Origin of the sequence: Salinispora vitiensis (assembly GCF_000378825.1) — a bacterium.
Lineage (GTDB): Bacteria > Actinomycetota > Actinomycetes > Mycobacteriales > Micromonosporaceae > Micromonospora > Micromonospora vitiensis.
This window is the reverse complement of sequence record NZ_KB900388.1, coordinates 1,660,905-1,687,170: the sequence shown is the minus strand read 5'-3', so window position 1 is coordinate 1,687,170 and position 26,266 is coordinate 1,660,905. Positions and strand designations below refer to the sequence as shown.

The 26,266-nt window shown below is 68.8% G+C and carries 22 protein-coding genes; 11 read left to right on the top strand and 11 right to left on the bottom strand.

Annotation, left to right across the window (positions count from 1 at the left end; genetic code table 11):
* Positions 1-214: 214 nt before the first annotated feature.
* Positions 215-913: a helix-turn-helix transcriptional regulator gene (locus SALPAC2_RS0107840; RefSeq protein WP_018216102.1), complete on the top strand. Its 699-nt coding sequence runs from the start codon at positions 215-217 to the stop codon at positions 911-913.
* Positions 910-1,695: a YwiC-like family protein gene (locus SALPAC2_RS0107835; protein WP_018216101.1), complete on the top strand. Its 786-nt coding sequence runs from the start codon at positions 910-912 to the stop codon at positions 1,693-1,695. The genes SALPAC2_RS0107840 and SALPAC2_RS0107835 overlap by 4 nt, the downstream gene beginning before the upstream one ends.
* Positions 1,696-1,765: 70 nt before the next feature.
* On the opposite strand, the gene SALPAC2_RS0107830 is transcribed toward SALPAC2_RS0107835, so the two are convergent.
* The 6 genes from SALPAC2_RS0107830 to SALPAC2_RS0107805 form a co-directional block, all read right to left on the bottom strand.
* Positions 1,766-2,983, bottom strand: coding sequence for a globin domain-containing protein (locus tag SALPAC2_RS0107830; RefSeq protein WP_033661990.1), 1,218 nt, complete (start codon positions 2,981-2,983; stop codon positions 1,766-1,768).
* Positions 2,984-3,210: 227 nt separating this feature from the next.
* Positions 3,211-4,419, bottom strand: a complete 1,209-nt coding sequence (locus tag SALPAC2_RS0107825; protein WP_018216099.1) for an MFS transporter — start codon at positions 4,417-4,419, stop codon at positions 3,211-3,213.
* Positions 4,416-5,174 (bottom strand): respiratory nitrate reductase subunit gamma, encoded by a 759-nt coding sequence (gene narI, locus SALPAC2_RS0107820; RefSeq protein ID WP_018216098.1) that lies wholly within the window; start codon positions 5,172-5,174, stop codon positions 4,416-4,418. The genes SALPAC2_RS0107825 and narI overlap by 4 nt, the downstream gene beginning before the upstream one ends.
* Entirely contained in the window at positions 5,171-5,797 is a 627-nt protein-coding gene (gene narJ / locus SALPAC2_RS0107815) for a nitrate reductase molybdenum cofactor assembly chaperone (RefSeq protein WP_018216097.1), read from the bottom strand. Before narJ ends, narI begins: the two co-directional genes overlap by 4 nt.
* Positions 5,794-7,521 (bottom strand): nitrate reductase subunit beta, encoded by a 1,728-nt coding sequence (narH, locus tag SALPAC2_RS0107810; RefSeq protein ID WP_018216096.1) that lies wholly within the window; start codon positions 7,519-7,521, stop codon positions 5,794-5,796. Before narH ends, narJ begins: the two co-directional genes overlap by 4 nt.
* Complete coding sequence (locus SALPAC2_RS0107805) at positions 7,521-11,186, bottom strand: nitrate reductase subunit alpha (RefSeq protein ID WP_018216095.1); 3,666 nt, start codon at positions 11,184-11,186, stop codon at positions 7,521-7,523. The genes narH and SALPAC2_RS0107805 overlap by 1 nt, the downstream gene beginning before the upstream one ends.
* Positions 11,187-11,449: 263 nt before the next feature.
* Between SALPAC2_RS0107805 and SALPAC2_RS0107800 the strand changes: the two genes are divergently transcribed.
* On the top strand, positions 11,450-12,325 hold the full coding sequence (locus SALPAC2_RS0107800) for a formylglycine-generating enzyme family protein (protein ID WP_188115904.1): 876 nt from the start codon (positions 11,450-11,452) through the stop codon (positions 12,323-12,325).
* Here the strand turns inward: SALPAC2_RS0107800 and SALPAC2_RS0107795 are convergent.
* Entirely contained in the window at positions 12,315-12,785 is a 471-nt protein-coding gene (locus SALPAC2_RS0107795) for a DUF6328 family protein (protein WP_018216093.1), read from the bottom strand. The two genes, SALPAC2_RS0107800 and SALPAC2_RS0107795, sit on opposite strands and share 11 nt — an antisense overlap.
* 174 nt (positions 12,786-12,959) lie before the next feature.
* Here SALPAC2_RS0107795 and SALPAC2_RS0107790 point away from each other — a divergent pair, with 174 nt between their 5' ends.
* The 4 genes from SALPAC2_RS0107790 to SALPAC2_RS0107775 all read left to right on the top strand — a co-directional run bounded on the left by SALPAC2_RS0107790 (position 12,960) and on the right by SALPAC2_RS0107775 (position 18,201).
* A complete protein-coding gene (locus SALPAC2_RS0107790) occupies positions 12,960-13,469 on the top strand; it encodes a GNAT family N-acetyltransferase (RefSeq protein WP_026184520.1) in 510 nt (169 codons plus the stop codon).
* A gap of 201 nt (positions 13,470-13,670) precedes the next feature.
* The gene (locus tag SALPAC2_RS0107785) at positions 13,671-14,936 is read left to right on the top strand and encodes a DUF2254 domain-containing protein (RefSeq protein ID WP_018216091.1); all 1,266 of its coding nucleotides are present in this window, start codon (positions 13,671-13,673) and stop codon (positions 14,934-14,936) included.
* A gap of 132 nt (positions 14,937-15,068) precedes the next feature.
* A complete protein-coding gene (locus SALPAC2_RS0107780) occupies positions 15,069-15,743 on the top strand; it encodes a hypothetical protein (protein ID WP_018216090.1) in 675 nt (224 codons plus the stop codon).
* Positions 15,744-15,804: 61 nt separating this feature from the next.
* The gene (locus SALPAC2_RS0107775) at positions 15,805-18,201 is read left to right on the top strand and encodes an arylsulfatase (RefSeq protein WP_018216089.1); all 2,397 of its coding nucleotides are present in this window, start codon (positions 15,805-15,807) and stop codon (positions 18,199-18,201) included.
* A 114-nt stretch (positions 18,202-18,315) separates the two neighbouring features.
* Here the strand turns inward: SALPAC2_RS0107775 and SALPAC2_RS0107770 are convergent, their stop codons facing one another.
* Positions 18,316-18,969: a hypothetical protein gene (locus SALPAC2_RS0107770; protein WP_018216088.1), complete on the bottom strand. Its 654-nt coding sequence runs from the start codon at positions 18,967-18,969 to the stop codon at positions 18,316-18,318.
* Between the two features lie 13 nt (positions 18,970-18,982).
* Entirely contained in the window at positions 18,983-19,627 is a 645-nt protein-coding gene (locus SALPAC2_RS0107765; RefSeq protein ID WP_018216087.1) for a CDP-alcohol phosphatidyltransferase family protein, read from the bottom strand.
* A 337-nt stretch (positions 19,628-19,964) separates the two neighbouring features.
* Between SALPAC2_RS0107765 and SALPAC2_RS0107760 the strand changes: the two genes are divergently transcribed.
* Positions 19,965-20,756, top strand: a complete 792-nt coding sequence (locus SALPAC2_RS0107760; protein WP_018216086.1) for a YaaA family protein — start codon at positions 19,965-19,967, stop codon at positions 20,754-20,756.
* Between the two features lie 29 nt (positions 20,757-20,785).
* Here the strand turns inward: SALPAC2_RS0107760 and SALPAC2_RS0107755 are convergent, their stop codons facing one another.
* Positions 20,786-22,336 carry an MFS transporter gene (locus tag SALPAC2_RS0107755; protein ID WP_026184519.1) on the bottom strand — a complete coding sequence of 517 codons (1,551 nt, stop codon included), beginning with the start codon at positions 22,334-22,336 and terminating at the stop codon, positions 20,786-20,788.
* Between the two features lie 365 nt (positions 22,337-22,701).
* Between SALPAC2_RS0107755 and SALPAC2_RS0107750 the strand changes: the two genes are divergently transcribed.
* From SALPAC2_RS0107750 to SALPAC2_RS0107740, 3 genes are all read left to right on the top strand, one after another.
* Positions 22,702-23,052, top strand: coding sequence for a histone-like nucleoid-structuring protein Lsr2 (locus SALPAC2_RS0107750; protein ID WP_018216084.1), 351 nt, complete (start codon positions 22,702-22,704; stop codon positions 23,050-23,052).
* Positions 23,053-23,293: 241 nt separating this feature from the next.
* A complete protein-coding gene (locus SALPAC2_RS0107745) occupies positions 23,294-23,935 on the top strand; it encodes an N-acetyltransferase GCN5 (RefSeq protein WP_018216083.1) in 642 nt (213 codons plus the stop codon).
* Between the two features lie 628 nt (positions 23,936-24,563).
* On the top strand, positions 24,564-25,088 hold the full coding sequence (locus SALPAC2_RS0107740; RefSeq protein ID WP_018216082.1) for an MFS transporter: 525 nt from the start codon (positions 24,564-24,566) through the stop codon (positions 25,086-25,088).
* A 133-nt stretch (positions 25,089-25,221) separates the two neighbouring features.
* On the opposite strand, the gene SALPAC2_RS0107735 is transcribed toward SALPAC2_RS0107740, so the two are convergent.
* Positions 25,222-26,130 (bottom strand): PhzF family phenazine biosynthesis protein, encoded by a 909-nt coding sequence (locus SALPAC2_RS0107735; protein WP_018216081.1) that lies wholly within the window; start codon positions 26,128-26,130, stop codon positions 25,222-25,224.
* Positions 26,131-26,266: the final 136 nt, after the last annotated feature.

The following is a 26,266-nucleotide window of genomic DNA, read 5'->3' as shown; positions in this document are numbered from 1 at the left end:
CACCCGGCCCTGCCCCCGGCCCACCCGGATCCGCCTCGCCCTACCCGGCTCCGGCCCACCGGGCCGACCCCACCCCGGTCCGGCCCGAACATCCCGGTGCGGCCGCCCTCGGCCAGGTCGGTGCAGCGCAGCGGGGGTGCGGTGGAATCCGAGGCGGATTCACCTCCGGGTTTTGACGGTGTTTGACGTTGTAACATTGTCAAGCGTGACAACCGTGAACATCGGGCCGACCGGGCAGTCCATCGACACCACCCGGCATCGGGCGCTCGGCACCCTCAGCCGGGCGTCAATCCTGGAACTGGCCCGCACTGCACAGGGTGGCCTCACCATCGCCGAGATCAGTGCGCAGACCGGCCTGCACCCCTCCACCGCCCGCAGCCATCTCGACCGGCTCGTAAACGCCGGGCTGCTGGTCAAGGCCCGCGCCAGCGGGGGCCAGCCGGGCCGGCCGGCCTGGCGCTACCGGACGGTGCCCGAGGAGGCCCCGGCGCCGGCGCCGTACCGTGCCCTCACCGCGGCTCTGCTCGATCACCTGGCCCGGCAGAGCCGGGGCGACGCGCGGGCCGAGGCCGCCCGCGCCGGCCACGACTGGGGGCGGCATCTCGCGGCGGCGACCCCCCGAGGGGAGAAACCGGTCGACACCGCGGTAGCGGTCCTGCGCGGCCTGGGCTTCGCCCCGGAGCTGAAACAGACGGCGGACGGGCACACCGAGATCCACCTGCACACCTGCCCCTTCCTCGAACTGGTGAGTCAGAATCCGGACGCCATCTGCGGGCTGCACGTCGGCGTCGTCCGGGGCGCGCTGGAGCAGGCGGGCGCCCCGGCGAGCGACGCCGTGCTGGAGCCGTTCGGCGCGCCCACCGCCTGTGTGGTGCGGATCTCTCTCCCGCCGGACGCCACCCGACCGGTATGAGCACCCGGTCGCCGGCGGTACCCAAGACCACCGGCCCCGAGACCGCCCGCCGGCCCGCCAACCGCCAGCGGCTGCTCCGCCGCTATCTGCCGCCGCAGCACGGCGCCTGGGCGATGCTGCTCCTGCCGTACCTGGTCGGGGTCGCCGTGGTCGGGCCGGGGTGGCCGCAGCTGCCACTGCTCGGTGCCTGGCTGGCCGGTTACCTGCTGTCCTACTACGTCTTCCAGGCCGTCAAGAGTCGTCGACCGCGCCGTTTCCTTGCCCAGCTCCGGCTCTACGCCCTGGTCGCGGCGCCGTTGGCGCTGGCGGTGGTGGTCGTCCGGCCGGCTGTGCTCTGGTACGCCCCGGCCTTTGCGGCACTGCTGGCGGTCAACGCCGGGTACGCCTGGCGCCGGCGCGAGCGGGCCCTGCTCAACGACCTCGCCTCGGTGGTGCAGAGCTGCCTACTGATCTTTGTCGTGGCCACGGTCGCGGGGGTGCCGCCGGAGCGGGTCGTCCCGGCCTTCGTGGTGCTGTTGCTCTACCTGACCGGCACCGTCTGCTACGTCAAGACCATGATCCGGGAGCGCGGCAGCACCTCCTACCGGCGCCTGTCCATCGGTTTCCACCTGGCGGCGCTGGTGGTGGCGACCCTGCTCGACGTCGGGCTCGCCCCGATCTTCCTGGTGCTGTTGGTCCGGGCGTGGCTGCTGCCCGGCCGGGCGCTGCGCCCCGCCCCGGTCGGCATGATCGAGATCGCCTGCTCGGTCCTGGTGCTCGGCACGCTGGTGCTGATCTCCTGACGGGCTGACCCCACGGCCACCCGGCCGTGGGGTCAGTCGAAGGACCCAACCATGGGGTCAGCCGAAGGATTCAGTCGCGCAGCATTCCCGGGCCGAACACGTCGTAGCCGATCCGGTCCTTCGACACGCCTCGGCGGAGGAGTTCGGCGCGGACCTGGTACATGAACGGCACCGGCCCGCAGAGGTGGAAGTCGGCTCCGGCCGGTAGCGGGATCCGGTTCGGGTCCAGCCGGCCGGCGTTGACCGCCGCCTTCATCCGGTCCAACTCCCCGTCGGCGGCGTCCTCGTACCACAGCAGCACCGACAGGTTCGGCAACTGCTCCGCCAGCTCCGGCAGTTCGTGGCGGCGGGCGTGCGCGGCGGCGCTGCGGTCGGCGTGCGCCAGCACCACCTCCCGGTCGCTCTTGGTAGCGGCCAGGTGGTGCAGGGCCGACATCGCCGGGGTGAGGCCGATCCCGGCGCTGACCAGCACCAGCGGACCCGTGTCCCCGACCGCGCTGACCTCGCCGAACGGCGGGCTGAGGCGGAGCGTGTCACCGGCGGTCACCCGCTCGTGCAGGAGGGTCGAGATCACGCCTTCGGGGGCGTCGCCGGTGGCGCGTACCCGCTTGACGGTGATCTGCCAGTGGGTTGCGCCGGGCCGGCCGGAGAGGCTGTACTGCCGGATCTGCTGCCCCCCGCCGTCCAGGTCGACCGCGACGGAGACGTACTGCCCGGGCGTGAAGGTGGGAAGCGGGCCGCCGTCGGCCGGGACAAGGCGGAAGGAGACGACATCCGCGGTCTCCTGGATGCACTCCACGACCTGCCAGTGCCGCCACACCGACCCGTCCTCGCCGACCCCGGCCTGGGTGTAGAGCCGCGCCTCCCGGGCGATCAGCTCGCAGGCGAGCAGCCAGTACACCTCGTCCCAGGCCGCTGCTACCTTGTCGGTCACGGCCTCGCCGAGCACCTCGCCGACCGCGGCGAGCAGGTGGCGGCCGACGATCGTGTACTGGGTGGCGGTGATGCCGAGCGAGGCGTGTTTGTGGGCGATCCGGCTCAGGATCAGCTCCCACGAATTCTCGTCACCGCCGTTGATCAGGTGCTCGGCGTAGGCGACCACGGAGGCGGCGAGCGCGGCCGGCTGCTCCCCGGTGGCCTGGTGGCCCTTGTTGAAGATGTTCAGTAGCTCCGGGTGGGCCTCGAACATTCGCTGGTAGAACCGGCTGGTGATCGCTTCGCCGTGCGCCTGCACAGCGGGCAGGGTCGCCGTTACCACTGCTGCTGAGGATTGCGATAGCAAGACCACTCCTTTGAGCATCGATCGGCGTGAAGGTCGTGGTTTCCGCGGCTCGCCCCCGAGTGAGTCTGTGGAAACGTAACCTGGTTCCATCGAACAGGCAGACAACAGCCCAGGTCAGGGCCGAAGGTCCCGGAAAGCCCGGCCCGGAGGAACGGCGGCCCGGCTCGGGGATCCGGCCGGCTTGGACATCCGGGCGGCACGGGCCGGGCCTCCGGCGGGATGTCCGTGCTGACCTACCGGGGCGGGGACCCGTCCTGTCTGGGCTGTCCACCCATCCGCACCGCGGTGTAGACGGCAGCGGCGAGGGCGATGTTGGACAGCAGCATCAGGCCGATGGCGTAGGAGCCCTCAAGGTCGAAGACCCATCCCATGATGAGTGGGGGGACGAAGCCGCCGAGTCCACCGGCGGCGCCGACGACGCCGGTGACGGTACCGACCTTGTCCCCGGGCGCCACCTTGCCCACCAGGGCGAAAACGCCACCACTGGCGGCGCCGAGCAGAGCCGCCATGCCGAGGAAGGTGATGGTGGCTACCGGCATCAGCGGCGGCTGGAACGCCTGCACGAGAGCGAACCCGGCGGTCCCGGCAAAACACCAGACCAGCACGGAGACCGGCTGGAAGCGGTCGGACAGCCAGCCCCCGACCGGTCGGGCGATGACGGCGAGTACGACGAAGCCGGCGGTGCGTAACGCGGCGTCGTGCTCGGGTAGTTCGTAGGCGATGCGCAGGTAGGCCGGCAGGTAGACGCTGAACGCCACGAAGCCGCCGAAGCTGACCGCGTAGAGGAAACACAGCTGCCAGGTCACGGCGAGCCGGCTGACATCGGCGGTACGCGTCCACGCGGAGACGGTGGCCCGCGGTCGATTCGGCTCGTCGCGGAGAAGTAGGAACGCCACGACCGCATAACCGGCGAGGACGGCGGCGACGAGCAGGAACGGGGTGGCCTCGCCGTAGGTGTCGCCTAGGCGGATGGTGGTGAAGTTGGCGATCGCGGTGCCGCCCATGCCGACGCCGAACACGCCGATGGCGAAACCCCGGCGGGCGGGCGGGTACCAGGCCGAGACGAGCGGTACGCCGACGGCGAAGGCGGTACCGCCGATGCCGAGGAAGAAGCCGGTGATGATCAGGGCGGGGTAGGACGACACCACCGACAAGGCCAGCACGGGCACCACGGTGGCCAGCGAGACCAGCGGGAACATGGTCCGTGCGCCGAACCGGTCGGTGAGCGCGCCGACCGGGATCCGGCCGATCGAGCCGACCACGACGGGCACCGCCACCAGCAGTGACTGGGCGGTGAAGCTCAACCCGAGGCGCTCCTTGATGCCCGGAGCGAGCGGGCCCAGCAGCGCCCAGGCCCAGAAGTTCAGCGCGAACCCGACCGTGGCCAGTACCAGGTTGCGCGTCGCGCCGGCAGCCGACGGGCTCGCCTGCGAGCCCGTCACTTCCTACCTCGGGACGAGGAACGGGTTGGCAGCGTCGGCGGTCCTTCCCAACCCGGCCGGGACGGGCGCGGTCGGGTCCCGTAGCTGCGGTAGACGACGTACGGCCGGGTGACGTAGCCGATCGGCGCGCTGAAGGCGTGCACCAGCCGGGTGAACGGCCAGAACGCGAAGAGGGCGAAGGCGGCCACGACGTGGAGTTGGAAACCGATCGGCACGCTGGTCATGAGCTCGGGATCGGGCCTGAAATAGAACAGCGACCGAAACCAGGGCGAGAGGTCCGCGCGGTAGTCGTAACCCCCTTCGGTGATGTTGCCCCGCACCGTGTTCCAGAGTCCCAGTACGATGACGGCCGCGAGAAACACGTACATCGCTTTGTCGTTGCGGGTGGTGGCGGCGAAGACGGGTCCGGTGAAGCGGCGGCGGGCGATCAGGATGACCATTCCGGCGAGGGTGCAAAAGCCGGCGACGGTGCCGATGAATACGGCCATGAAGTGGTAGTTGTGCTCGGTGATGCCGACCGCCTCGGTCCAGGACTTGGGGATGAGGAGGCCGACCACATGCCCGATCAACACCATGAGTACGCCGAAGTGGAACAGGGGGCTGCCCCAGCGCAACAGGGCGGTCTCGTACAGCTGGGTGGAGCGGGTGGTCCAGCCGAACTTGTCGTAGCGATAACGCCAGATCAGCCCTCCGATCAGGATCGTGATGGCCAGGTACGGGTAGACCACCCAGAGCAGCACGTGCACCGTGTTCATCTGCGCCCCCCGGTGGTGTCGACGAGTCCGTACGGTTCGAGGCCAACCTCTTCGGCCGGCGGGCCGGTGCGGGCCAGCCGGAGCGCGGCGGCGACGTCGGCGGGGCGCGGGGCGGGCAGCATGGCCCGGATCGCCTCGACCGCCTGCCGGTACGGGGACTCCTCCTTGCCCAGCGACTCGGCGAGTAGGTCGAGCCCGACCCGGTTGTCGTGCAGCAGCCGCCAGCCAATGTCGTCCTCGGCGGCGAGGTCGAGCAGCGCCGGCAGGTAGTCGGGCAACTCGCCGTCAACCACCACCAGGCCGGCGGCCTTGTACGCGGCGGCGAAGCCGACGAGCGCCTCGCCGCGGCGGCGGGTGTCGCCGCAGGTGTAGTAGCTCAGGTGCAGGCAGCACCGGCGGCGGAAGTCGAACAGCTGCACGTACGCGGCGCGCAGCTCGCCGGGGGCGGTTGCTTCCCGATGGGTCAGCACCTGCCGGAGCGGCTTCGCCACGGCGTCGGGGAGCGCCTCGAGGGCGGCCCGGATGATCGGCAGCGCGGCGAGAACCTCCTCGTCGGGGTAGCGCAGCAGCAGTGAGGCGGCGCGGGCGGCGACGGGCCGCCAGCTCGTCGTTTCGGTCGTCATGGCTGGTCCCGGTTGATGTCGAGGACGCCGGGGCCGGTCACGTCGCCGCCCTCGCCGGCCGGGTCCTTCTGCGGCCGGGCGCCGGTCCGGCTGCCCGCACCACCGGCGTCGATCAGGTTGGCCCGCTGGGCGGGGTCGCCGGCCTCGGTCAGGGAGTCGGCTCGCTGCCGGCTGCGTTGCGCGTCGAAGGTCTCCACCTGGATCGGTACGGGGGTGCCGGAGGCTTCCCCGAAGGGGCCCTGTCCGTAGGGTCCGCCGCCGCCCATCCCGGGGCCGCCCTCGTAGTCCAGGGAGCACTCGGTGGCGATCTTTTCCAGCCGGTGGGCGTCCTCGGCGTGGGCGGCGGGGATGACGTAGCGCTGTTCGTACTTGGCGACCGCCAGGAGGCGGTACATGTCGTCCATCTCGTCGCTGGTCATGCCGACGCTGGCCGGGATGTCGTCGTCCGGTGTCTCGCCGAGGTTGCCGCGGCGTTGGTAGGCGCGCATGGCGGCGAGCCGGTCGAGCGCCGCGCGTACGGGTGCGGGGTCGCCGGCGGTGAAGAGCTCCGCGAGGTAGTCGATGGGGATGCGGAGGGCGTCGATCGCGCCGAAGAGGTTGCCGGCCTCCTCCCCGTCGTGGCCGGTGTCGCGCAGCACGTCCACGACGGGGGACAGGGGTGGGATGTACCAGACCATCGGCATGGTCCGGTACTCCGGGTGCAGCGGCAGCGCCACCTCGTACTTCATGATCAGGTCCCAGATCGGGGACTGCTGGGCGGCCTCGATCCAGTCGTCGGGGATCCCACCCGCCCGCGCGGCGGCCACGACGGTGGGGTCATGGGGGTCGAGGAAGACCGAGCGTTGCGCCGCGTAGAGATCCTGTTCGGATTCGGTGGCGGCGGCCTCGGCCACCCGGTCGCTGTCGTAGAGCAGGAGGCCGAGGTACCGCAGCCGGCCGACGCAGGTCTCGGAGCAGATGGTCGGCTGGCCGATCTCGATGCGGGGAAAACAGAACGTGCACTTCTCCGCCTTGCCGGTGCGGTGGTTGAAGTACACCTTCTTGTACGGGCAGCCGGTGATGCACATCCGCCAGCCGCGGCAGCGGTCCTGATCGACCAGCACGATGCCGTCCTCGCTGCGCTTGTAGATCGCCCCGGAGGGGCAGGACGCGGCGCAGGACGGGTTGAGGCAGTGTTCGCAGATTCGGGGCAGGAAGAACATGAAGGTCTTCTCGTACTCCTGTCGTACCTGCTCGGACACCTTCGCCAGCACCGGGTCGCCCGCCGTGATCTCGTTCCCGCCGGCCAGGGAGTCGTCCCAGTTCGCACTCCAGGTGATCTTCATGTCCTCGCCGGTGAGCAGGGACTTCGGCCGGGCGACCGGGATGTCGTCGCTGGACGGCGCGGTGATCAGGTGCTCGTAGTCGTAGGTCCAGGGCTCGTAGTAGTCCTGCATGGAGGGCAGCTTCGGGTTAGCGAAGATGGTGAACATCCGCTTCAGCCGCCCGCCCGATCGGGGCTTGAGCCGCCCGGAGCGGGTCCGCACCCAGCCGCCCTGCCAACGCTGCTGGTTTTCGTAGGTGCGCGGGTAGCCCTGGCCGGGGCGGGTCTCCACGTTGTTGAACCAGACGTACTCCACCCCGGAGCGGTTGGTCCATGCCTGTTTGCAGGTCACCGAGCAGGTGTGACACCCGATGCACTTGTCCAGGTTCATCACCATCGCCATCTGCGCCATCACCCGCATCAGTACCGCACCTCCTGCGAACGGCGGCGGACCACCGTCACCTCGTCGCGCTGGTTGCCGGTCGGCCCGAGATAGTTGAACGCGAAGGCGAACTGCGCGTACCCGCCGATCAGGTGGGTGGGTTTGACCAGCAGCCGGGTCAGCGAGTTGTGTATCCCGCCACGGCGGCCGTTGAGCTCTGCCTTCGGCACGTCTATCACCCGTTCCTGCGCGTGATAGACGTAGACGGTGCCCTCGGGCATCTTGTAGCTGACCACCGCCCGGCAGACCAGCACACCGTTGCGGTTGACCGCCTCGATCCACTCGTTGTCCCGCACCCCGATCTTCGCCGCGTCCGCCTCACTCATCCACATCGTCGGCCCACCGCGGGACAGCGTCAGCATGAGCAGGTTGTCCTGGTACTCCGAGTGGATAGCCCACTTTGAGTGCGGGGTCAGATACCGTACGGTGATCTCCAACTCTCCGTTGGCGCCGAGCCGCGGCTCGCCGAAGAGCCGGTGGATGTCCAGCGGCGGTCGGAAGATCGGCAGCGCCTCGCCCGTCTCGTGGATCCAGTCGTGGTCCAGGAAGAAGTGCTGCCGCCCGGTCAACGTGTGCCACGGCTTCAGCCGCTCCGTGTTGATCGTGAACGCCGAGTACCGGCGACCACCGTGCTCACTGCCCGACCACTCCGGACTCGTGATCACCGGAACCGGGCGAGCCTGGGTGTCCGCGAAGGTGATCTGTTTCCCCTCCGCCTCGGCGGCGAGGTCCGCCAGGCGTTGACCGGTCCGTCGCTCCAGGAACCGGAAGCCCTCGGTGGCGATACGGCCGTTCGTGGTGCCCGAGAGCGCCAGGATGGCCTCACACGCCCGGATGTCGGTGTCCAGCCGGGGCCGGCCGTCGGCTGCGCCACCCCGCACCACGCCGTTGACCCCCCGCAGGTAGTCGATCTCGCGGTTCACATCGACGGTGACCGCCTTGTTCGTGGTGCCCAGCCGGTCCAGGAGGGGGCCGAGAGCGGCCATCTGGTCGGCGACCGCGCCGTAGTCCCGCTCCACGACCACGAACTTCGGCATCGTCCGGCCCGGCACCGCGGGCGCGTCGCCGGTTTTCCAGTCGCGCACCACCCCGCCCGGGGTAGCCATCGCATCCGGGGTGTCGTGCAGCAGGGACGTCGCCACCAGATCCCGGCGCACCCCGAGATGCCGGCGGGCCAGGGCGGAGAAGGCCTTGGCGATCCCGTGGAAGGCGGTGAAGTCGGTGCGGGTCTGCCACGGTGGGTTGATCGCCGGGGTGAAGGCGTTCACGAACGGGTGCATGTCGGTGGTGCTGAGATCATGCTTCTCGTACCAGGTGGCCGCCGGTAGCACCACGTCGGAGAAGAGCGTGGTCGAGGTCATCCGGAAGTCCAAGCTCAGCAGCAGGTCGAGCTTGCCCTCCGGGGCCTCGTCGCGCCACACGACATCGGCCGGGCGATTGTCGGCCGGAGCCTGTTCCGCCCGCAGGTTCGACTCGGTGCCGAGCAGGTGACGCAGGAAGTACTCGTTGCCCTTGCTGGAGGAGCCGAGCAGGTTCGCCCGCCACACCGTCAATACCCGGGGCCAGTTCTGCGGGGCGTCCGGGTCGGTGCCGGCGAAGCCGAGTCGGCCGTCGACCAGTGCGTCGGCGACGTAGCGCGCCGGGTCGTCCGGGTTCGCGGCCAGCGCCTCGTCGGCCAGATCAAGCGGGTTACGGTCGAAGGTGGGCATCGACGGCATCCAGCCCAGCCGGGTCGACTGCGCCAACAGGTCGATGGTGTGCTTGCCGGCGAAGGCGCCGGCGCCGGTGGGGGCGGCGAGGGCGTCGGCGGCGTACGTGTCGTAGCGCCACTGGTCGGTGTGGACGTACCAGAAGGCGGTGCCGATCATCTGCCGGGGCGGGCGGACCCAGTCCAGCGCGAACGCTAGCTGCTGCCAGCCGGTCACCGGTCGGCACTTCTCCTGCCCCACGTAGTGCGCCCACCCGCCGCCGTTGACCCCCTGGCAGCCGGTCAGCGTGGTCAGCGCCAGCATCGCCCGGTAGGTGGTGTCGGAGTGGAACCAGTGGTTCGTGCCGGCCCCCATCACGATCATCGAGCGGCCACCGGAGCGTTCGGCGTTGTCCGCGAACTCCCGGGCCACCCGGGCCACCTGCGCCGCCGGTACGCCCGTGATCGGCTCCTGCCACGCTGGCGTGTACGGCTCGGCCGCGTCGTCGAACCCGGTCGGCCAGCTACCGGGTAGGCCGGGACGGGCGACGCCGTACTGGGCGAGCATCAGGTCGAACACGGTGGTGACCAGCCGTTCGCCAACCCGGGCGGTGGGCACGCCGCGTCGCAGCACCGCCGGTTGGTCGGTGTCGAACCGGGGCAGCAGCACCTCCACCGCCTCGCCGCCGGCACAGCTCAGCCGGGGCACGATCTCGCCCAGCTCCAGGTTCCACCGGCCGACGCCGGCCTCGCGGTAGCGGTCCCCGAGCGACCCGTTCGGCACCGCCGGCCGGTCCGCGACGGAATCCCACAGCACCGGGCGGAAGGCCGCCTCCTTGTCGTCTTCCCCCAGGTCGGCGGCGGTGACGAACTTCCCCGGGCGGTAGCCGCCGTCGGCGGCCGGCTCCAGGCTGACCAGGTACGGCAGGTCGGTGAAGCGGCGCACGTAGTCGAAGAACCGGGGCGTGTTCCAGTCGACGAAGAACTCCTTGAGGATGACGTGCCCCATCGCCATGGCCAGCGCCCCGTCGGTGCCGGGCTGGGCGGGCATCCACTCGTCGGCGAACTTGACGTTGTCGGCGAAGTCCGGGCTGACCACCACGACCTTCTGGCCCCGGTACCGCGCCTCGGCCATCCAGTGCGCATCCGGGGTGCGGGTCACCGGCACGTTGGAGCCCCACATGATGAAGTAGGAGGCGTCCCACCAGTCCCCGGACTCCGGCACGTCGGTCTGGTCGCCGAACATCTGCGGGGACGCCACCGGCAGGTCCGCGTACCAGTCGTAGAACGACAGCATCGATCCGCCGATCAGCGACAGGAACCGCGCCCCCACCGCGTGCGACACCATCGACATCGCCGGGATGGGGGAGAAGCCGGCGACCCGATCCGGTCCGTACTCGGCGATGGTGTGCACATGGGCCGCGGCGACCAGCTCCAGCGCCTCGTCCCAGGAGACCCGGACCAGGCCGCCCTTGCCCCGTGCCTGCTGGTAGCGGCGTCGCCGCTGCGGGTCGGCCTGAATCTCGGCCCACGCGGCCAGTGGATCACCCAGCCGCTGCCGGGCCTCGCGGTACATCTCCATCAGCACACCCCGGGCGTACGGGTAGCGCACCCGGGTCGGCGAGTAGGTGTACCAGGAGAACGCCGCCCCTCGGGGGCAGCCCCGCGGCTCGTACTCCGGCCGATCCGGCCCGACACTCGGATAGTCGGTCTGCTGCTGTTCCCAGGTGATGATGCCGTCGCGGACGTACACCTTCCAGGAACAGGATCCGGTGCAGTTCACGCCGTGGGTGGAGCGCACCACCTTGTCGTAGGACCATCGGTCTCGGTAGAAGGCATCCGCTTGGCGCCCGCCGACCTGGTAGAGCGCCCGGCCGTCGGGGGCGACCTCGGCTCGGCGTACCAGGCCGCCCACGGCCAGCAACGCCCGGCTCGCGTGCTCCGTTGTGCCCGTCATACGCCTCATTCCTCACCGGTGACCGCGAGAACACCCGATGGGATGACTCGTCCCCCAGCTTGGCGCAGATAGCCGGACAAAGCAGGCTTAAATCGGCGCGGTCGCCTATCTCGGTGGCGCTGGTGGATTCGCCCGCCCGGTGTCACCGTGCTCCCGCCAGCTGATCGGGTAATCACCGAGTTGTTGCGCTTTGGGTGGTTTAGGGTTTGGGTGTGGTGCACGAGGCGCTGAGCTCCCCGGCGACGACCCGTCCGGGGTCGGAGATGGTCTGGATCCCGGGCGGCCGGTTCCGGATGGGATCAACTAATTTCTATCCCGAAGAGGGGCCCGTGCGATGGGCCGAGGTCGACGGGTTCTGGATCGATCAGTACCCGGTGACGGTCCGGGATTTCGAGCGATTCGTCCGGGAGACCGGCCACGTGACGATGGCCGAGGTGGCGCCGACCGCGGCGGACTACCCCGACGCCGACCCGGAGCTGCTCGTCCCCGGCTCCCTCGTGTTTCGCCAGGCCTCCGGGCCGGTCAGCCTCGCCGACTACCGCAACTGGTGGTCGTGGACCCCCGGCGCGACTTGGCGGCACCCCGAGGGACCGGGCAGCACCATCGACGGCAGAGACCTGCACCCGGTCACCCACGTCGCGTACGCCGACGCGGTGGCCTTCGCGACCTGGGCCGGCAAGGAACTCCCGACCGAGTCCGAGTGGGAGCTCGCCGCCCGTGGCGGGCTCGACGGTGCCGCCTTCACCTGGGGCAACGAGTTCGCCCCCGAGGGCGAGATGATGGCCAACACCTGGCAGGGGGAGTTTCCCTGGCAGAACCTCCTCCTGGACGGGTACGCGGGAACCTCGCCGGTGGGAGCCTTCCCGCCCAACGGTCACCGCCTCTACGACATGGCCGGCAACGTCTGGGAGTGGACCCGGGACGTCTTCACGTACCCCAGCGACCAGTCGGCGAAGCCCTGCTGTACGACGCCGGTCACCGCCGACGGGCCGGGCGCGGGCATTCCTCGCCACGTCATCAAGGGCGGATCCCACCTGTGCGCCCCCAACTACTGCATGCGGTACCGGCCGGCGGCCCGGCAGGGCGAAGCGATCGACACCTCCACCTGCCACCTCGGCTTCCGGTGCGTCACCCGGTAGGACCGGAGTCGCTGCCGGTCCGGCTGCGGCCGATCGGCACGAGCACCCAGAGCAGCAGCAGCCAGAGCAGGGTCAGGCCGGTCAGCCCGAGCGCGATCGGCCGCTCGAGGACGAAGTCCGTGACCAGGAGCACCGCGACGATCACGGCCAGGACCATCAGCAACAAGCCGGTGGTGGTCATCCAGTGGGTGAAGCGCGCCAGTTCCGGATCACGCCCCTGCCGGAACAGCGCCCGGTGGAACGCCACCGGGGCGATGGTCGCCACCGCCGCGGCGGCGGTGGCGAGGAACGAGATGATGTAGAGCGTCCGTTGGAAGGTGTTGGTCTCGCCGAACGCGGAGCTGAACGGGAGGGCGAGCAGGAACGCGAAGAGGATCTGCACCCCAGTCTGTGCGATCCGCAGCTCCTGCAACAGCTCGGCGTACCGGCGCCGCCAGCGGGTCTCCGTCTCCTCCGCCACCCTGCCTCCGCAATCGGTGTGGTCCGGGCCGGGAGGGAGGGACCCTCCTTCCCCTCCGTGCTTCACAGTCTGGCACCGATGCGTTACCTCGCCGCGGGAATCGCCCAACGCACCGACACCGGTGGTACGGGGCCCTACTCGGGGGGTGATCTCGGATGGGGCACGATCGTGACCATGAATGGCTCAGCATCGGCCGGCGGCGTCGCGATCCGGCCGGCCACCGCCGAGGACGCGGCGGCGATCGCGGCGGTCTACGTGCGGAGTTGGCGTGCCGCCTACGCGGAACTCCTGCCCACCGAGGTACTGGCGTCCCTGGACGAGGCGGACTGGGCTCGGCGCTTCCGCAGCCGGCGGGACCGGGCCCCGACCATGCTGCTGGCGTTCACCCCGGGCCGCGTCGTCGGCGTGGTGATGGCCGGACCGGACCGGCAGGATCCGCTACTCGCCGAGATCTACGCGATCTACGTGCTGCCGGACGTTCAGGGGCAGGGGATCGGCGCGGTCCTGCTGGACGCCGCCATCGCCCAACTCGACGCAGCGGTTGTCCGGCTCTGGTGCGCCGCGGCGAACCACGGCTCCCGAAGGTTCTACGAGCGCCGGGGATTCGTCCTAGACGGGTCGACCGGCAGCTACGAGATCAGCGGCCACCGGCTGGACACCGTCCGCTACGCCTGCGTGCGGTAGCGCGGGGACGAGCGGTCCGCCGCAGCCGAAATGCTGGTTCCACCCAAGCTCAGTCGATACGTGTGGAAGGCTCACAGTTAGCCGCTTGGCCCCAGGGCGGTGCCGGCCCGCTGCGGGCCGCCGTGGCTGCCCGGAGGCAACGCGGCGGCGGGTCGTCAGCACGCTCCGGTCGGGTCCCTACCCGAAGCGGTGAGGAGTTCGATGATGCTGTGGGCGAAGTTCTTCCGAATCCGCCAGAACCTGGTGGGGAGCATGTGGTTCTTCCCGCTGCTGGGGCTGGTGGTGGGAGGGCTGCTCGCCCTCGTGGTCCGCGAGGTCGACGCCGTCATCACCCTGCCGTCGGCGTGGGAGTTCGAGCCGTCCGCGGCGCAGGAACTCCTCACGATCGTGGTCGAGGTCGCCGGGGTGTTGGCCGGATTTGTGGTGGCCGTGAGCGTGGTCGTACTCGAACTCCACGCCGACAGTTTTCCGCGCTACCTGCGGTTGTTGTACCGGGACCGATTCCACCTAGCCGTCGTGACGTTTATCCTCGGGACCGTCTCCTTCGCTTTCACGCTCCTGGCTCTTGGTGGGTCAGCGGAGATTCCGCCGCTCGGTGTCGGCATTTCGGGGATTTTCCTCATCGTTAGCTTCGTGCTCTTCGTGGTCTTCCTCAACCATCTGGTGCATCAACTACGACCGGTGGCGGTCGCCGCCGACGTGACCAAAACCGCCCGGAAGCTGATGGCGGCGCGCGACCAGTCGGGCGGGTCGGTGGTGACCCAGGAGGAGTCGGCCGGGGAACCAACCGTGGTGCTCGGGGCCCAACGATCCGGGTCGGTGCAGGCGCTGAATGAGGCGGCCCTGGTTCGTTGGGCCAGCCAGCACGGCTGTCAGCTTCGGTCAAAGGTGGCGGCCGGGGACTACATCATCGCCGGACAACCCGTGATGGAGATATTCGGAGCGAAGCCGTCGGGCGACTCCACCAAGCAGATCCACGCCATGGTGGCCCTGGGGATCGAGCGGACCATCGAGCGTGATCCGGCCTTTCCGGTACGGATTCTGGTGGACAGCGCGGCGCGGGCGCTCTCCTCGGCCATCAACGATCCGACAACAGCGGTGCAGATGATGGACTACTTGGAGGAGCTGCTCCGGATGATCGGGGCGCAGCCCCTCGGCACGATGCGGTATTGCGACGAATCCGGCCAGCCACGGCTGACTGTGCCCGGCCGGACGTGGGAGGACTACCTCACTCTCGCGGTCACCGAGATCCGCGAGTACGGGGCCAGCTCCGTCCAGGTGATGCGGCGGCTCCGCGCCATGCTCGAAGACCTTCGCGAGGTGCTTCCGGCCGACCGGCGACCGGCGGTGGACGCCGAGCTTGACCGGCTTGATCAGACCCTGGCCGCGAGCTTCGGGGGCAAGGTCGACCACGACCGGGCCGTGGTGCCGGACCGGCAGGGAATCGGCGGTCCGGGTCGGGGCTGAGGCTGCGGTCCCGAGCCCAGCTCGGGGCCGGACGCATTCCGGCCACTGGGTGCCCCGTTCTCTGGTAGAACGAGAAAAGGAGGGGTGTGCATTCCATAGGACCGTTGAAACGGCTGGTGAAGGGTGTCGCCGATGGGCAAGAGTTCTGATCAAGAAACGTTTCGGGCGCTCCGAAATCCGCGCGGGGTCGCGATCGCGGGCATACTTTTCGCTGTGGTCTTCGCCATCAGTATCATCCTCCTTCGGTCGGCGCTCCCGAAGGAGCCTTTCGCCGATGTGGAGTGGGTGCGGCAAGAAGCTGGCCGGATGCGGGTGGCGTTGTTCCTGATCCCGTTCGCCGGAATCTTCTTTCTCTGGTTCATGGGCGTGGTGCGCGAGTACATGGGCAACTTGGGGGACTGGTTCTTCTCCACCCTGCTCATCGGTAGCGGGGTTCTCTTCCTGGCCATGATATTCGTCGCCGTCGTGGTAGCGGGCGCCATTGTGGATGGAGTTCCCGAAGGTGGGTCCCAGTCTTTGGGTGCCGAGACGGTCGGGTTTGGTCGCTCGATCATGCTCGAGGCGAGTGGGATCTACGCGGTACGCATGGCGGCGGTGTTCATGATCGCGCTCGGAACGGTGGGGATGAAGACCCGCCTGATGCCGAAGTGGCTCTGGATCCTGACCTACATTCTGGCCGTGCTGCTCTTGATCTTTACCAACCAGAACCTCTGGTTCACGCTCATCTTCCCGGCCTGGGTTCTCCTGGTGAGCATCCGAATGTTGGTCACCGGCCAGGTGGCGCCATCCGACACCGCGAAGAGTTGATCGGGAAAGTACGGACAGGTCGCGTTTCCCGCCCCTGACGCGGGAGAAGGAGAAGCCGTTCATGAGTAAAACGTTCAAGGGTGTTATCAACCTGGGCGCCAAAGACTCGACGCCGGACTGGGACCCCTACGCCCAACCCCAGGCCCCGAAAGGCGCGCCGAACGTGTTGTTCCTGGTCTGGGACGACACGGGCTTCGGCTCCTGGGACTTCTTCGGTGGGCCCATCGAGATGCCGAACATGAGCAAGCTCGCCAACAACGGACTGAAGTACACCCAGTTCCACACCACCGCGCTCTGCTCACCCACCCGGGCCGCGCTGCTGAGCGGACGCAACCACACCACCGTCGGCATGTCCTGCGTCGCAGAGGCGACCCAGGGATTCCCGGGGATGAACGGGCATATCCCCGGGGAGGCGGCGCTCATCGGGGAGATCCTCAGCGACCGGGGCTACAACACCTACGCGCTGGGCAAGTGGCACTGTGTCGCCGAGGATGAGACCAACATGGCCTCCTCCAAGCGGAACTGGCCCACCCACCGGGGCTTCGAACGCTTCTACGGCTTCCTCGGCGGAGAGGCCAACCAGTACTACCCGAACCTCGTTCAGGACCAGCAGTTCATCGACCAGCCCGCCGACCCGGTCAGCGTGGACGACTGGAAGGAGGGCAAGGACGGATACCTGCTCACCGCCGACCTCGTCGACCGGGCGATCGGCATGATCGGTGACGCCAAGCAGGTCGCACCGGAGCGCCCCTTCTTCATGTACTTCTGCCCCGGGGCGAACCACGCCCCGCACCACGTACCGAAGGCCTGGGCCGACAAGTACAAGGGCAAGTTCGACATGGGGTACGAGGCGATCCGCGAGAAGATCCTGGCGAAGCAGATCAAGCTGGGGATCCTCCCGAAGGGCACCGAGCTCTCACCGATCAACCCGCTCAGCGACGTACGCAGCGCGGATGGCAAACCCTCGCCCGCCCAGAGCGACGTACGGCCGTGGGATTCGCTCAGTGCCGACGAGAAGAAGCTGCAGATCCGGATGGCGGAGGTCTTCGCCGGCTTCTCCAGCTACGCCGACCACGAGATCGGCCGACTGATCGCCTACCTCGAGGAGACCGGAGAGCTGGACAACACCCTCATCTTCGTGATCTCCGACAACGGAGCGTCAGGTGAGGGAGGGGCAGACGGTGCCGTCAATGAGAACACGTTCTTCAACGGTGTCCCGAGCAATATCGACGAGAATATCAAGATGCTCGATATTCTTGGCTCGCCCGGCACCTACAACCACTATTCGACCGGTTGGGCCTTCGCGTTCAACACCCCGTTCAAGCTGTTCAAGCAGGACGCGTGGGAGGGTGGAATCTGCGACCCGATGATCGTGCACTGGCCGGCGGGGATCAAGGCAAAAGGCGAGCTCCGCGACCAGTACGCGCACGTCACCGACATCGTGCCCACGGTGTACGACTGCCTCGGCATCGAGTTGCCGGAGACGGTCAAGGGCTTCAACCAGTGGCCACTGGAGGGCTCCAGCTTCAAACACACCTTCGAAAAGCCGAAGGCCAAGACCGCGAAGCAAAGCCAGTTCTATCAGATGCTGGGTACCCGGGCGCTGTGGCGGGACGGCTGGAAGGTCGATGCCCTGCACCCGAGCTCACCGGCGGACTGGGGTCATTTCGGTCTGGACCAGTGGGCGCTCTACCACACCGATGTCGACCGTGCCGAGATCCATAACGTGGCCGACCAACACCCCGAGCTGGCCGCGGAGTTGGCGGCGCTCTGGTATCACCAGGCCGGCATGTTCTTTGGTCTCCCGGTGGACGACCGGCCCATCGCCGAGTTGCTCAGCACGCCGCGACCGCAGGTGGCGCCACCGCGAGATCACTACGTCTACTATCCGAACACGCTGGAGGTTCCCGAGGCGGTAGCGGTCAACATCCGGGGGCGGTCCTACATCCTGGCAGCCGACGTGGTCATCGATGGTCCCGACGCGGAAGGCGTTCTCTTCGCGCAGGGCTCCAACTTCGGCGGGCACGCCCTCTACCTCAAGGACGGCAGACTGAAGTACGTCTACAACTACCTGGGGGAGAAGGAGCAGGTCATCTCCTCGAACATCGATGTGCCGAAGGGAAAGGTGGTGCTCGGTGTCGCCTTCGAGAAGGAGAAGTTGATCTCTCCACCTGGCTCCGACCAGCCCAGTGCCTGCGTCGGCAACGCCTCGCTGTTCATCGGCAAGAAGAAGGTGGGTGAGTGCAAGGGAATGCAGACCCAACTCGGCAAGTTCGCACTCGCCGGGGAAGGCTTCAACGTCGGCCAGGACCGCGGCGCACCCGTCACCTATGACTACTCCGGCGCCCGTCCCTGGAAGCTGACCGGCGCCACGATCAAGCAGGTCATCGCGGATGTCTCCGGTGAGGCCTACGTTGACGTCGAGCGGGAGGCGGCCGCCATGATGGCCCGGGACTGAGCGTCGCCGCCAGCGCCGAGGGGCCGGGTGGGTAGCTGTGGCTCGGGCGTGGCGTCGACCCTGACCAGCGCGGCCCGTGGGGGCATCCGCCGTCCGGCGGATGCCCCCACGGGCCTATCCGAGGAGGTGGGCGAGTTCCGGCAACACGCTGACCGCGGCGAATCGAAACGTGCGGCCGACGAAACACGTGACCGCGAACATGCCCACCGACATCCGGGTCGAGCTGATGCAGAAGACGACCAGCAGGAGTGGGGGCAGGCCGACCGCCGCGCTCAGCAACACCACCGGTACCGCCACGAACGGCCGGTCGAGCAGGGTGATGAGGCGGCTGTTCCAGCGGCGGGTCACCGCGACGACGGCGGCGATCGACCGGCGGAGGACCGTCCGGACGGTCGCCCGGGGCGGCACGGCCGTCGGCGCCGCAGCGCCGGGACCCGGACCGTGCGATGCCGACCCGCTCGGCACTGCCCCGCTCGGCGCCGTCCCGCTCGGCGTTACCGCCACGGTTTCCACCGCCGGCTCCGGCGCGAAGCGGACGGTGTGCCGCTCCAACCAGCGGCGCAGCCGGGTGGAGCGGAGGGTGCCGCGTAGGCCCAGTAGCATCAGCGCCTTGCCGGCGGTCTGCCCGGCGCCAGCGGTGACCCCCAGCAGGAGGGCACCCTGCCCCGTTACGGTGGCCGCACCGATGAGGTACGGCTCCACCGGCACCACCGGGATGAAGGCCGAGGCGAACGCCATCAGGAAGGTCGCGATCCCCGCCTCGATCATGACGCGGCCCGGTTCATGCGGACGGGGGCCAGCCGCGCTCGGGCGCTTGGCCGCGCTGCGGTGGACTGCTGGGTAGTCGCCGTACCACCACCAGGGAGACCACCTTGATCACGGTCACCGCCAGGGCCAGCGCGAGCGCTGGCCAGGGGCTCGGCACGAAGAGTACGAGCAGCACCAGCGCGCTGGTGTTGGCAGCCTTGGCCGGCGGGGACCAGTTCCACCGGAAGACACCATGGTGCACGTGGAAGAAATAGTTTGGACTGAGCAGCCCGAAACGGAGAAACGACAGGCTGAGCACCAGATCGACGACGACGAACTGCAGCAGAAAGACCGCGATAGGCGCCACCATCTGTGGTCGTGCCTGAAGCAGCGGGATGATGCAGAGGACGCAGCAGAGTCGGTCGGCCAGGATGTCGAAGACCGCACCGAAGCGGGTCTCCTGGTTCAGCCGGCGGGCTGTCCAACCATCCAGGATGTCGCCGACCCAGTAGATTAGATAGGCGGTTACCGCCAGGATCGGATCCCGGGTGATGATCGCGCCGATCGCGACCGCGACCGCGCCGATCGTGCGTACCGCTGTCACGATATTCGCGGCCTGCACGATCTGCGGCGGCGCGGCGGTGGTCGTCGTACGCTCCTGAAGGGTCGTTCTCGGCATACCGCTTCCTCCAGGAGGTGAAGCCTACTGCCGAATGTGGCAGGTGGCGAAACCACATTACAACCCGAACAGCGAAAAAGATCCCGCCGAGAGGGCTTGACATCACCTGGAAGTGACCCGGATGCACTGGTGCAATGTCCCGCAGCTGGGTCCCGGAGTGTCTGGATTGTCGTTAGCGAATCTCCGTCATCGGGTGCCGGGGTTGACGTCGAGGTGGGTGGGGGCGAGGCGGCCGGGGAGGGGCGCGCCGGTCGGCTTGGCACTCTCGGTTCGCCGCCGCGCAGCCACCGGTCGGGCCGCTATGCTCAGGAGATCTTGATCTCGGCACGAGGCGAAAATGAACATTTTGATTCACACCTCCAAGGCGATGCGACCGGCGCCCCAGGGTGGCGCGACCCTCACCGTGCCCGCCCTTCGGGACCGGGCCGAGGAGTTGGCGGCGTACCTCAAGACCCTCTCGGTGGAGCAGCTCGGCACCGTCATGAAGCTCTCTCCGGAGCTGGCCGCCCGAACGCACGGGCTCTTCGCCGATTGGGGCACCGATCCGGAGCGGCAGTCACCGGCGATCGACAGCTTTGCCGGTGACATCTACAGCGGGCTCCGCGCCGGCGACCTCACCCCCGCCGACCGGGCGTACGCCGATGGTCGGTTGCGGATCCTCTCCGGGCTGTACGGCATTCTGCGTCCGGATGATGGCATCCAGCCGTACCGGCTGGAGCTGGGGTATCGCCTGCCGGACCCACCGTATGCCAACCTCTACCAGTTCTGGGGTGATGCCGTTGCCCGGTGCCTGCCGCCGACCGGCGTCATCATTGATCTGGCCGCCATCGAGTACAACCGGATCGTCACCCGGTTTCTGGCCCGCGACCGGTTCGTCAGCCCCCGCTTTCTGACGATCAATCCGAAGACGGGTGAGCCGCGGTTCGTTGTCGTACACGCCAAGATCGCCCGTGGTGCGTTCGCCCGATGGCTACTGACCGCTCAGGTCGAGGACCCGGCGGATATCGTCGACTTCGCCGAGATCGGCTACCGCTACGAGCCGGCTCTCAGCAAACCCCGCCAGCCCGCTTTCGTCTGTACGGAGTTCGGGGGCAAGGGGCTCAGCGTCCGACGACACGACCTGGGCTGACACACGACGACACGACCTGGGCTGGGCGGTCAGGTCTGCGGGGGTTGTTGCGGGCTACGGCCCTTTCGCTGGCGGGGCCAGATCCAGGCGGCCAGCACCGCGCCGACCACCGCGATTACCCCACCGAGCACGAGGGCTGTCGACACTCCGTCCGAGAATGCCTGATGATAGGCCGCCATCACGAGGCTCCGCTCGCCCGGCGGCAGCTTGTCGAGGACGGCGAGGGCCGTCTGGGAGTTGGTCAGCGCGTTGACGACCTGGTTGGATTCGGCTTCGGTGAGCCCGGCCGCGGTGCTCACCGGGGCGGCGTCGGCCCGACCGAAGCGGGTGGTCGCGGCGGTCAGCAGGACGACGCCGAGCGCGCCCCCCAGCATGCTGCTGGTCTTGTAGAGCCCGGACGCGGCGCCGGCGAGGGCGACCGGTGGGCCGCCGACGATGGTGTCGGCCACCGGCACGGAGAGCACGCCCAGCCCGACACCGATGATGAGCAGGCCCAGGATCACCGCGAGCACCGACAGGGAGGGCAGCAGGGCGCTGATGGCGAAGCAGCCGACGCCGACCAGGAACAGGCCCCAGACCGAGGGGGAGCGGGCGTCGTGTCGGGTGACGATCCGTGCGCCGACGGCGTTGAAAATCAGGATCGTTCCGGCGGCCGGAACCAGGAGTAGACCGGCCGCGAACGCGCTGTAGCCCCGGGCGTCCTGCAGGTAGAGGGAGAGTACGAAGAGGGTGCCGGCGAAGGACATGTTCATCGTCAGGTTGACGAGAAGAGCGCCGTCAAAGCCGCGGGCGCGGAACAGCCGTAGATCCACCAGTGGGTCGGTGACCCTCAACTCGACGAACACGAACGCCAGGGTGAGCACCACGGCGGCGACGAAGAGCGCGATGATCAGCGGATTGTTGAAGCCGACCTGTTGTCCCTCGGTCAGTGCGAAGAGCAGGCACAGTGCGGCCCCGGCCCCGGTCAACAGACCGATCAGGTCGACCCTGCCCCGGCCCTTCTGTGCGGCGGGTGCGTTTCTGGTGGTCAGGACGTACAAGACGAGTACCACCGGCGCGGTTAACCAGAAGAGTGACCGCCAGCCCAGCAGAGTGGTCAGGGTTCCGCCGATTGCTGGCCCGACCGCCTGGCCGGCCCAGGTCGCCGCCGCCCAAGCGGCGAAGGCCGGCGGCTGCTCGGTCCGTTTGAAGAGCGCCGGGATCATCGCCAGTGTGGCGGGCAGGATGAGTGCGCTACCGGCGCCCATTAAGGCGCGGCCGGCGATGAGGCCGGCTAGGTTGGGCGTGAAGGCGGTCGCCAGGGCGGCGACACCGAAGATCAGCAGGCCGAGTAGCAGCATCTTTCGATGGCCGTGCAGGTCGGTGAGCCGACCGCCGGCCAGCAGGAGGGTTCCGCAGGCGATGCTCAGGGCGTTGTTCGCCCACTGCATATCGGTCAGGTTGACGTTCAGCTCGTTGGCGATGGTCGGCAACGCCACCCCGAGGTTGGAGAACGCGAGCCACACCAGCATGGCTGCGGTGCAGAGGCTGATCAGGGCGACCCGTCGGGACGGAGGCGACCCGCGGGACCGGGAGTGCATGAACGGACGATATAGGAAATTTCGGCGATATGTGGTCTGAAGCTACGTAAGGCCGGATCGGTCCGGACGGGTGGGGGTCGCGTCGGTGGCCGGTGCGGATGGCGCTTCTGGACGCCGAACCGCTGCGCTCGGGATCCTGCGGCGGCGGCGCGGCCGGCGGGAATGCGAGCTCAGCCGCCTCGATGACAAGAGCGGTCGCGGCTCGCAATTGGGGCCGGAGGAACAGCCACGGCGGGTGTGGTAACCGCTACCCATGAGGGAGGTTTGGTGGTGGAGCGAAACCCGACTGTGGGTCCTTAAGCAACCACCCTGTCTAGATGCTAATGTCCTCCTCTTCGCACTCGTGAAATGGAGTTAACCCGAGCATGGCGCGACAGGTAATCACCCAACTGATTGATGACCTAACCGGTGGTGAGGCCGACCAGACGATTGAGTTCGGTCTCGACGGCAGGGCCTACACCATCGAACTCTCGGACGAGAACGCATCCACGCTCCGGCAGGCGCTCGCCCCCTATATCGCCGTCGGTCAGCGGGTTGGCAGGGCCAGCGGCCACGGTGGGATCACGAGGGCGGTGCGGGGGGCAGCCGCGACCGCGCAGCGTTCCACCCGCGCCCGCAACGAGGAGATCCGGGAGTGGGCGCGGGCCAACGGATATCAGGTGTCGGACCGCGGACGCATCCCGGTTGGCGTGATGGAGGCGTACGACAAGCGGTGAATGGCTGGCGGCCGGTCCGCCAGCAATGGCCACGGTCGAGCTAACCGACGCAGCACGAAGGGCCCCGGGCGGGGCCCTTCGCTGTGTCCCGCCCCGCCTTGGCCCGGGATGCGAAGCTGGTTCCCGCCGGGAGCGGCTCCCCCGGCGGTCGGCGTCTCCGGCTGGGACATGCTGGCCGTCGGTGCGGGAGGTGTGGTCCGAGCCCAGCCCTGGGCTTCCTTAGCGCAGAGAGGAAAAGGCCATGGGAAGTGAATTGGCCGAGCTCCTGGAAGCGGCGGCCGCCGGGCGCTTCCCGTCGCCGGATGGCGGGACGACCGTGCTGCCGCAGCCCGGCGACCGCGACGCCGGGGTGATCGCCTTCACCGCTCACTCCGTGGTCTTCACCGACGAGGATCCGCGTTGGGTCCGGGGAATTCTGGCCACTCTCGATTGTGACGGACTGGCAGCCACAATGCATCCACGCTTCCTGGGTGCGTTACTCGAGCGCACCGGACGTTCCATGGACACGATCGACCTACTGACGGTCGCGAGCCCGCTGGCTGGGGCACCCCCGTTGCGGCTCACCGAGCTCACCGACTTCGTCCATCCCCGGGAAGCCCGGGCGCGGCAGCGCCGCGACGACGTCCGGGTCTGGGCGGCCGATGGGGGAGTGGTCATCCTCGGCCGGGGCGTGGCCGGCCGGTGGGAAGCGGCGATCGAGGTTGACGAGGGGCGGCGCGAGGCGGGCCTCGGCCGGGCGTTGGCGAGGGCCGCTCGGCACCTGGTGCCGACCGGACAGCCGGTCTGGGCGCAGCAGGCCGCGGGCAACGCCCGCAGTGTGCGTGCATTCCAGGCGGCGGGGTTCCGGCCGGTCGGCGCCGAAGCGCTGCTCCTGAATCCGTAGCGGCTCCGGTCACAGGTCGGCAGCGTGGCCGGAGGGCTGTCAACCCCGACCGGACGGTGACGTAAACGACAGCGTCGCGGCCACGGATGCCGCGACACAGGTGTTGACAGGGACACCGAACGTGAGCGTAAGATCGACTCTGCGCTGAGAAACGTGTGTTTAGCGGCAGCACCGCACACCGAACGCACGTTTCCGAGGATTCAGGCGGCGGGTCGCTGACCCGGGCGGCGATTGCCAGCGGGATGGATCAGCTCCATTCGGAGCGCAACGGGGGGATGCATCCCGCGGCGACCGCCGCACCAACGACGACCAGCAGCGTTCCGGCGGCGATGATCGCCGTTGTCGGGTTCCAGGCCGCCCCGAGGCTCGCAGATCAGCCAGTAAATGCGAGCTCACCACACCCCTGCGGGCCAGGGGGTTTGGGTAGGGACGCCGACTGCAGGTCACCCACATTCACCGGGATCGGGGCAGATGGCTGACGACGCAGACCAACCGGAGCGACAGCATCGGGCCGGCCTCCTGTGGACGTACTGGACCTGCCACTTTCTTCGGTGGCTGCGGGTTGGCCTAGCCCTGCCCGTGCTGGCCCTGCTCCCCTTCGACCGCGGGCTCAGCCTCGGTCAGATCGGTGTGCCGGAGCGGGCTGGCGGAGCTGAAGTACCTTCCCGGGGTCGTCCGCGAGAGTGTGCTGCGCTTGGTGCGCCCCGGAAATCTCCGTCTGATCCTCGTCACCGGCCTTGCGATCGGCGTCGGAATCGGTGCTGTGGAGGCGTTCTGGCAGCCCGCCCTGGCCGCGCTCCTGCCCGATCCGTCGGCCGCCACCACCTTCGCAGTCGCCGTCGGGGGCTTTCTCTTCATCTACCTCTGCCTGGAGTTGCGCGCACCCCTGAGCCAGACTCTCTTGCACTCCGCAAGTCCCACCGGTCGCCGGGCCAGCATTCTCTCGACGTACTCGATGAGCACCAGCACCGGCGCGGTAATCGCCTCGGTCGGCCTCGGTGCGGTAGTTGACCGGATCGGCGTGACCGCCGTCTGGCTCTGCGCCGCCGCAGTGGTCGCCGGCGCAAGCGTGGCCTACCTGCGCCTGACCCCCACCCTCGGAAGACCAGACGATCGCGGCGCGTCCGCCGTCGAGCCCGCGGTTTCTCGGTGACGGTGACATCGGAGGGGTCCCGTCGATGCACCGAGGCCACGACGAGTTGGAGTCCAGGCGAACTCGGTTGCCTACCGACTCCGGGACGAGTACGGCGTTGGCGTGCTCACATCGCGGCTGTCTGCGGCTCCGGTCATGCTGAGGCCCGACCCCGAGTGGCTGCGCCCGCACCGGGAGCTGCACCCGCACCGGTGGCGCCGAGTGGGGCGAGGGAAACCGCGGCGCCGCTCACCGCGATCCCAGTTCCGGACTGGGCCGGGATGTCGAGGGTGAGCAGGCTCGGGCGGCCCATCTCCTGACCCTGGTGCACGGTAACCGTCGTGGGCGGCGCGACCAGGCCGAGCTCACGTAGGTAGCCACCGAGCGCCGCGGCGGCCGCACCAGTGGCGGGGTCCTCCACGACGCCGCCGGGGGGAAACGGGTTCCGGGCATGAAAGACCTGTGCGGACTCTCGGTACACCAGGTTGATGGTGGTCCAGTCGCGCTCGGCCATCAGGCTGGTCAGCGCGGCCATGTCGTAGTCCAGCTCAGCCAGGCGGGCTCGGCTTCCAGCGGCGATGATCGGGTGCCATGCCCCGGCGAAGGCGACCCGTGGTGGCAGTGCCGTCGCCAGATCCGCCGACTTCCAGCGCAACGCATCGAGTAGGCCCGCGAAGTCCTCCGCGGCGATCGGCTGGGTGCGTGGTTCGACGCTGACCAGCGTCGCGGTGATGGCGCCGTCCGCCCGTACGGTGGTGGAGACCTCGACCGGGCCGGCAGGGGTGCTCAGATACAACACCCCAGGGCCGTGTCGCTCGGCGTACGCCGCGGCCGACGCGATGGTCGCGTGGCCACAGAACGGGACCTCCGCTTTCGGACTGAAGTAGCGAACCGTGAAGTGCCCCGCGTCGCCGGGCACGAGAAACGCCGTTTCGGAATACCCGACCTCGGCCGCGACCCGCTGCATCTCCGCATCGTCCGCGCCGGTGGCGTCCAACACCACCCCAGCCGGATTGCCACCGGCGGGATCGGTGGTGAACGCGGCGAACCGTAGGATCTCCATGATCGTGATTCTAGGGTGGAGTCCGTCCATAGCCGAGTGCCAATTGACCAGCCGTGGTCACCGCCGGTGGGTGCATCGATGCCCGCTATCTGGACGGTGAGAGAGATAGCCCGGTCTTACCCCCACTTCGTCGGGC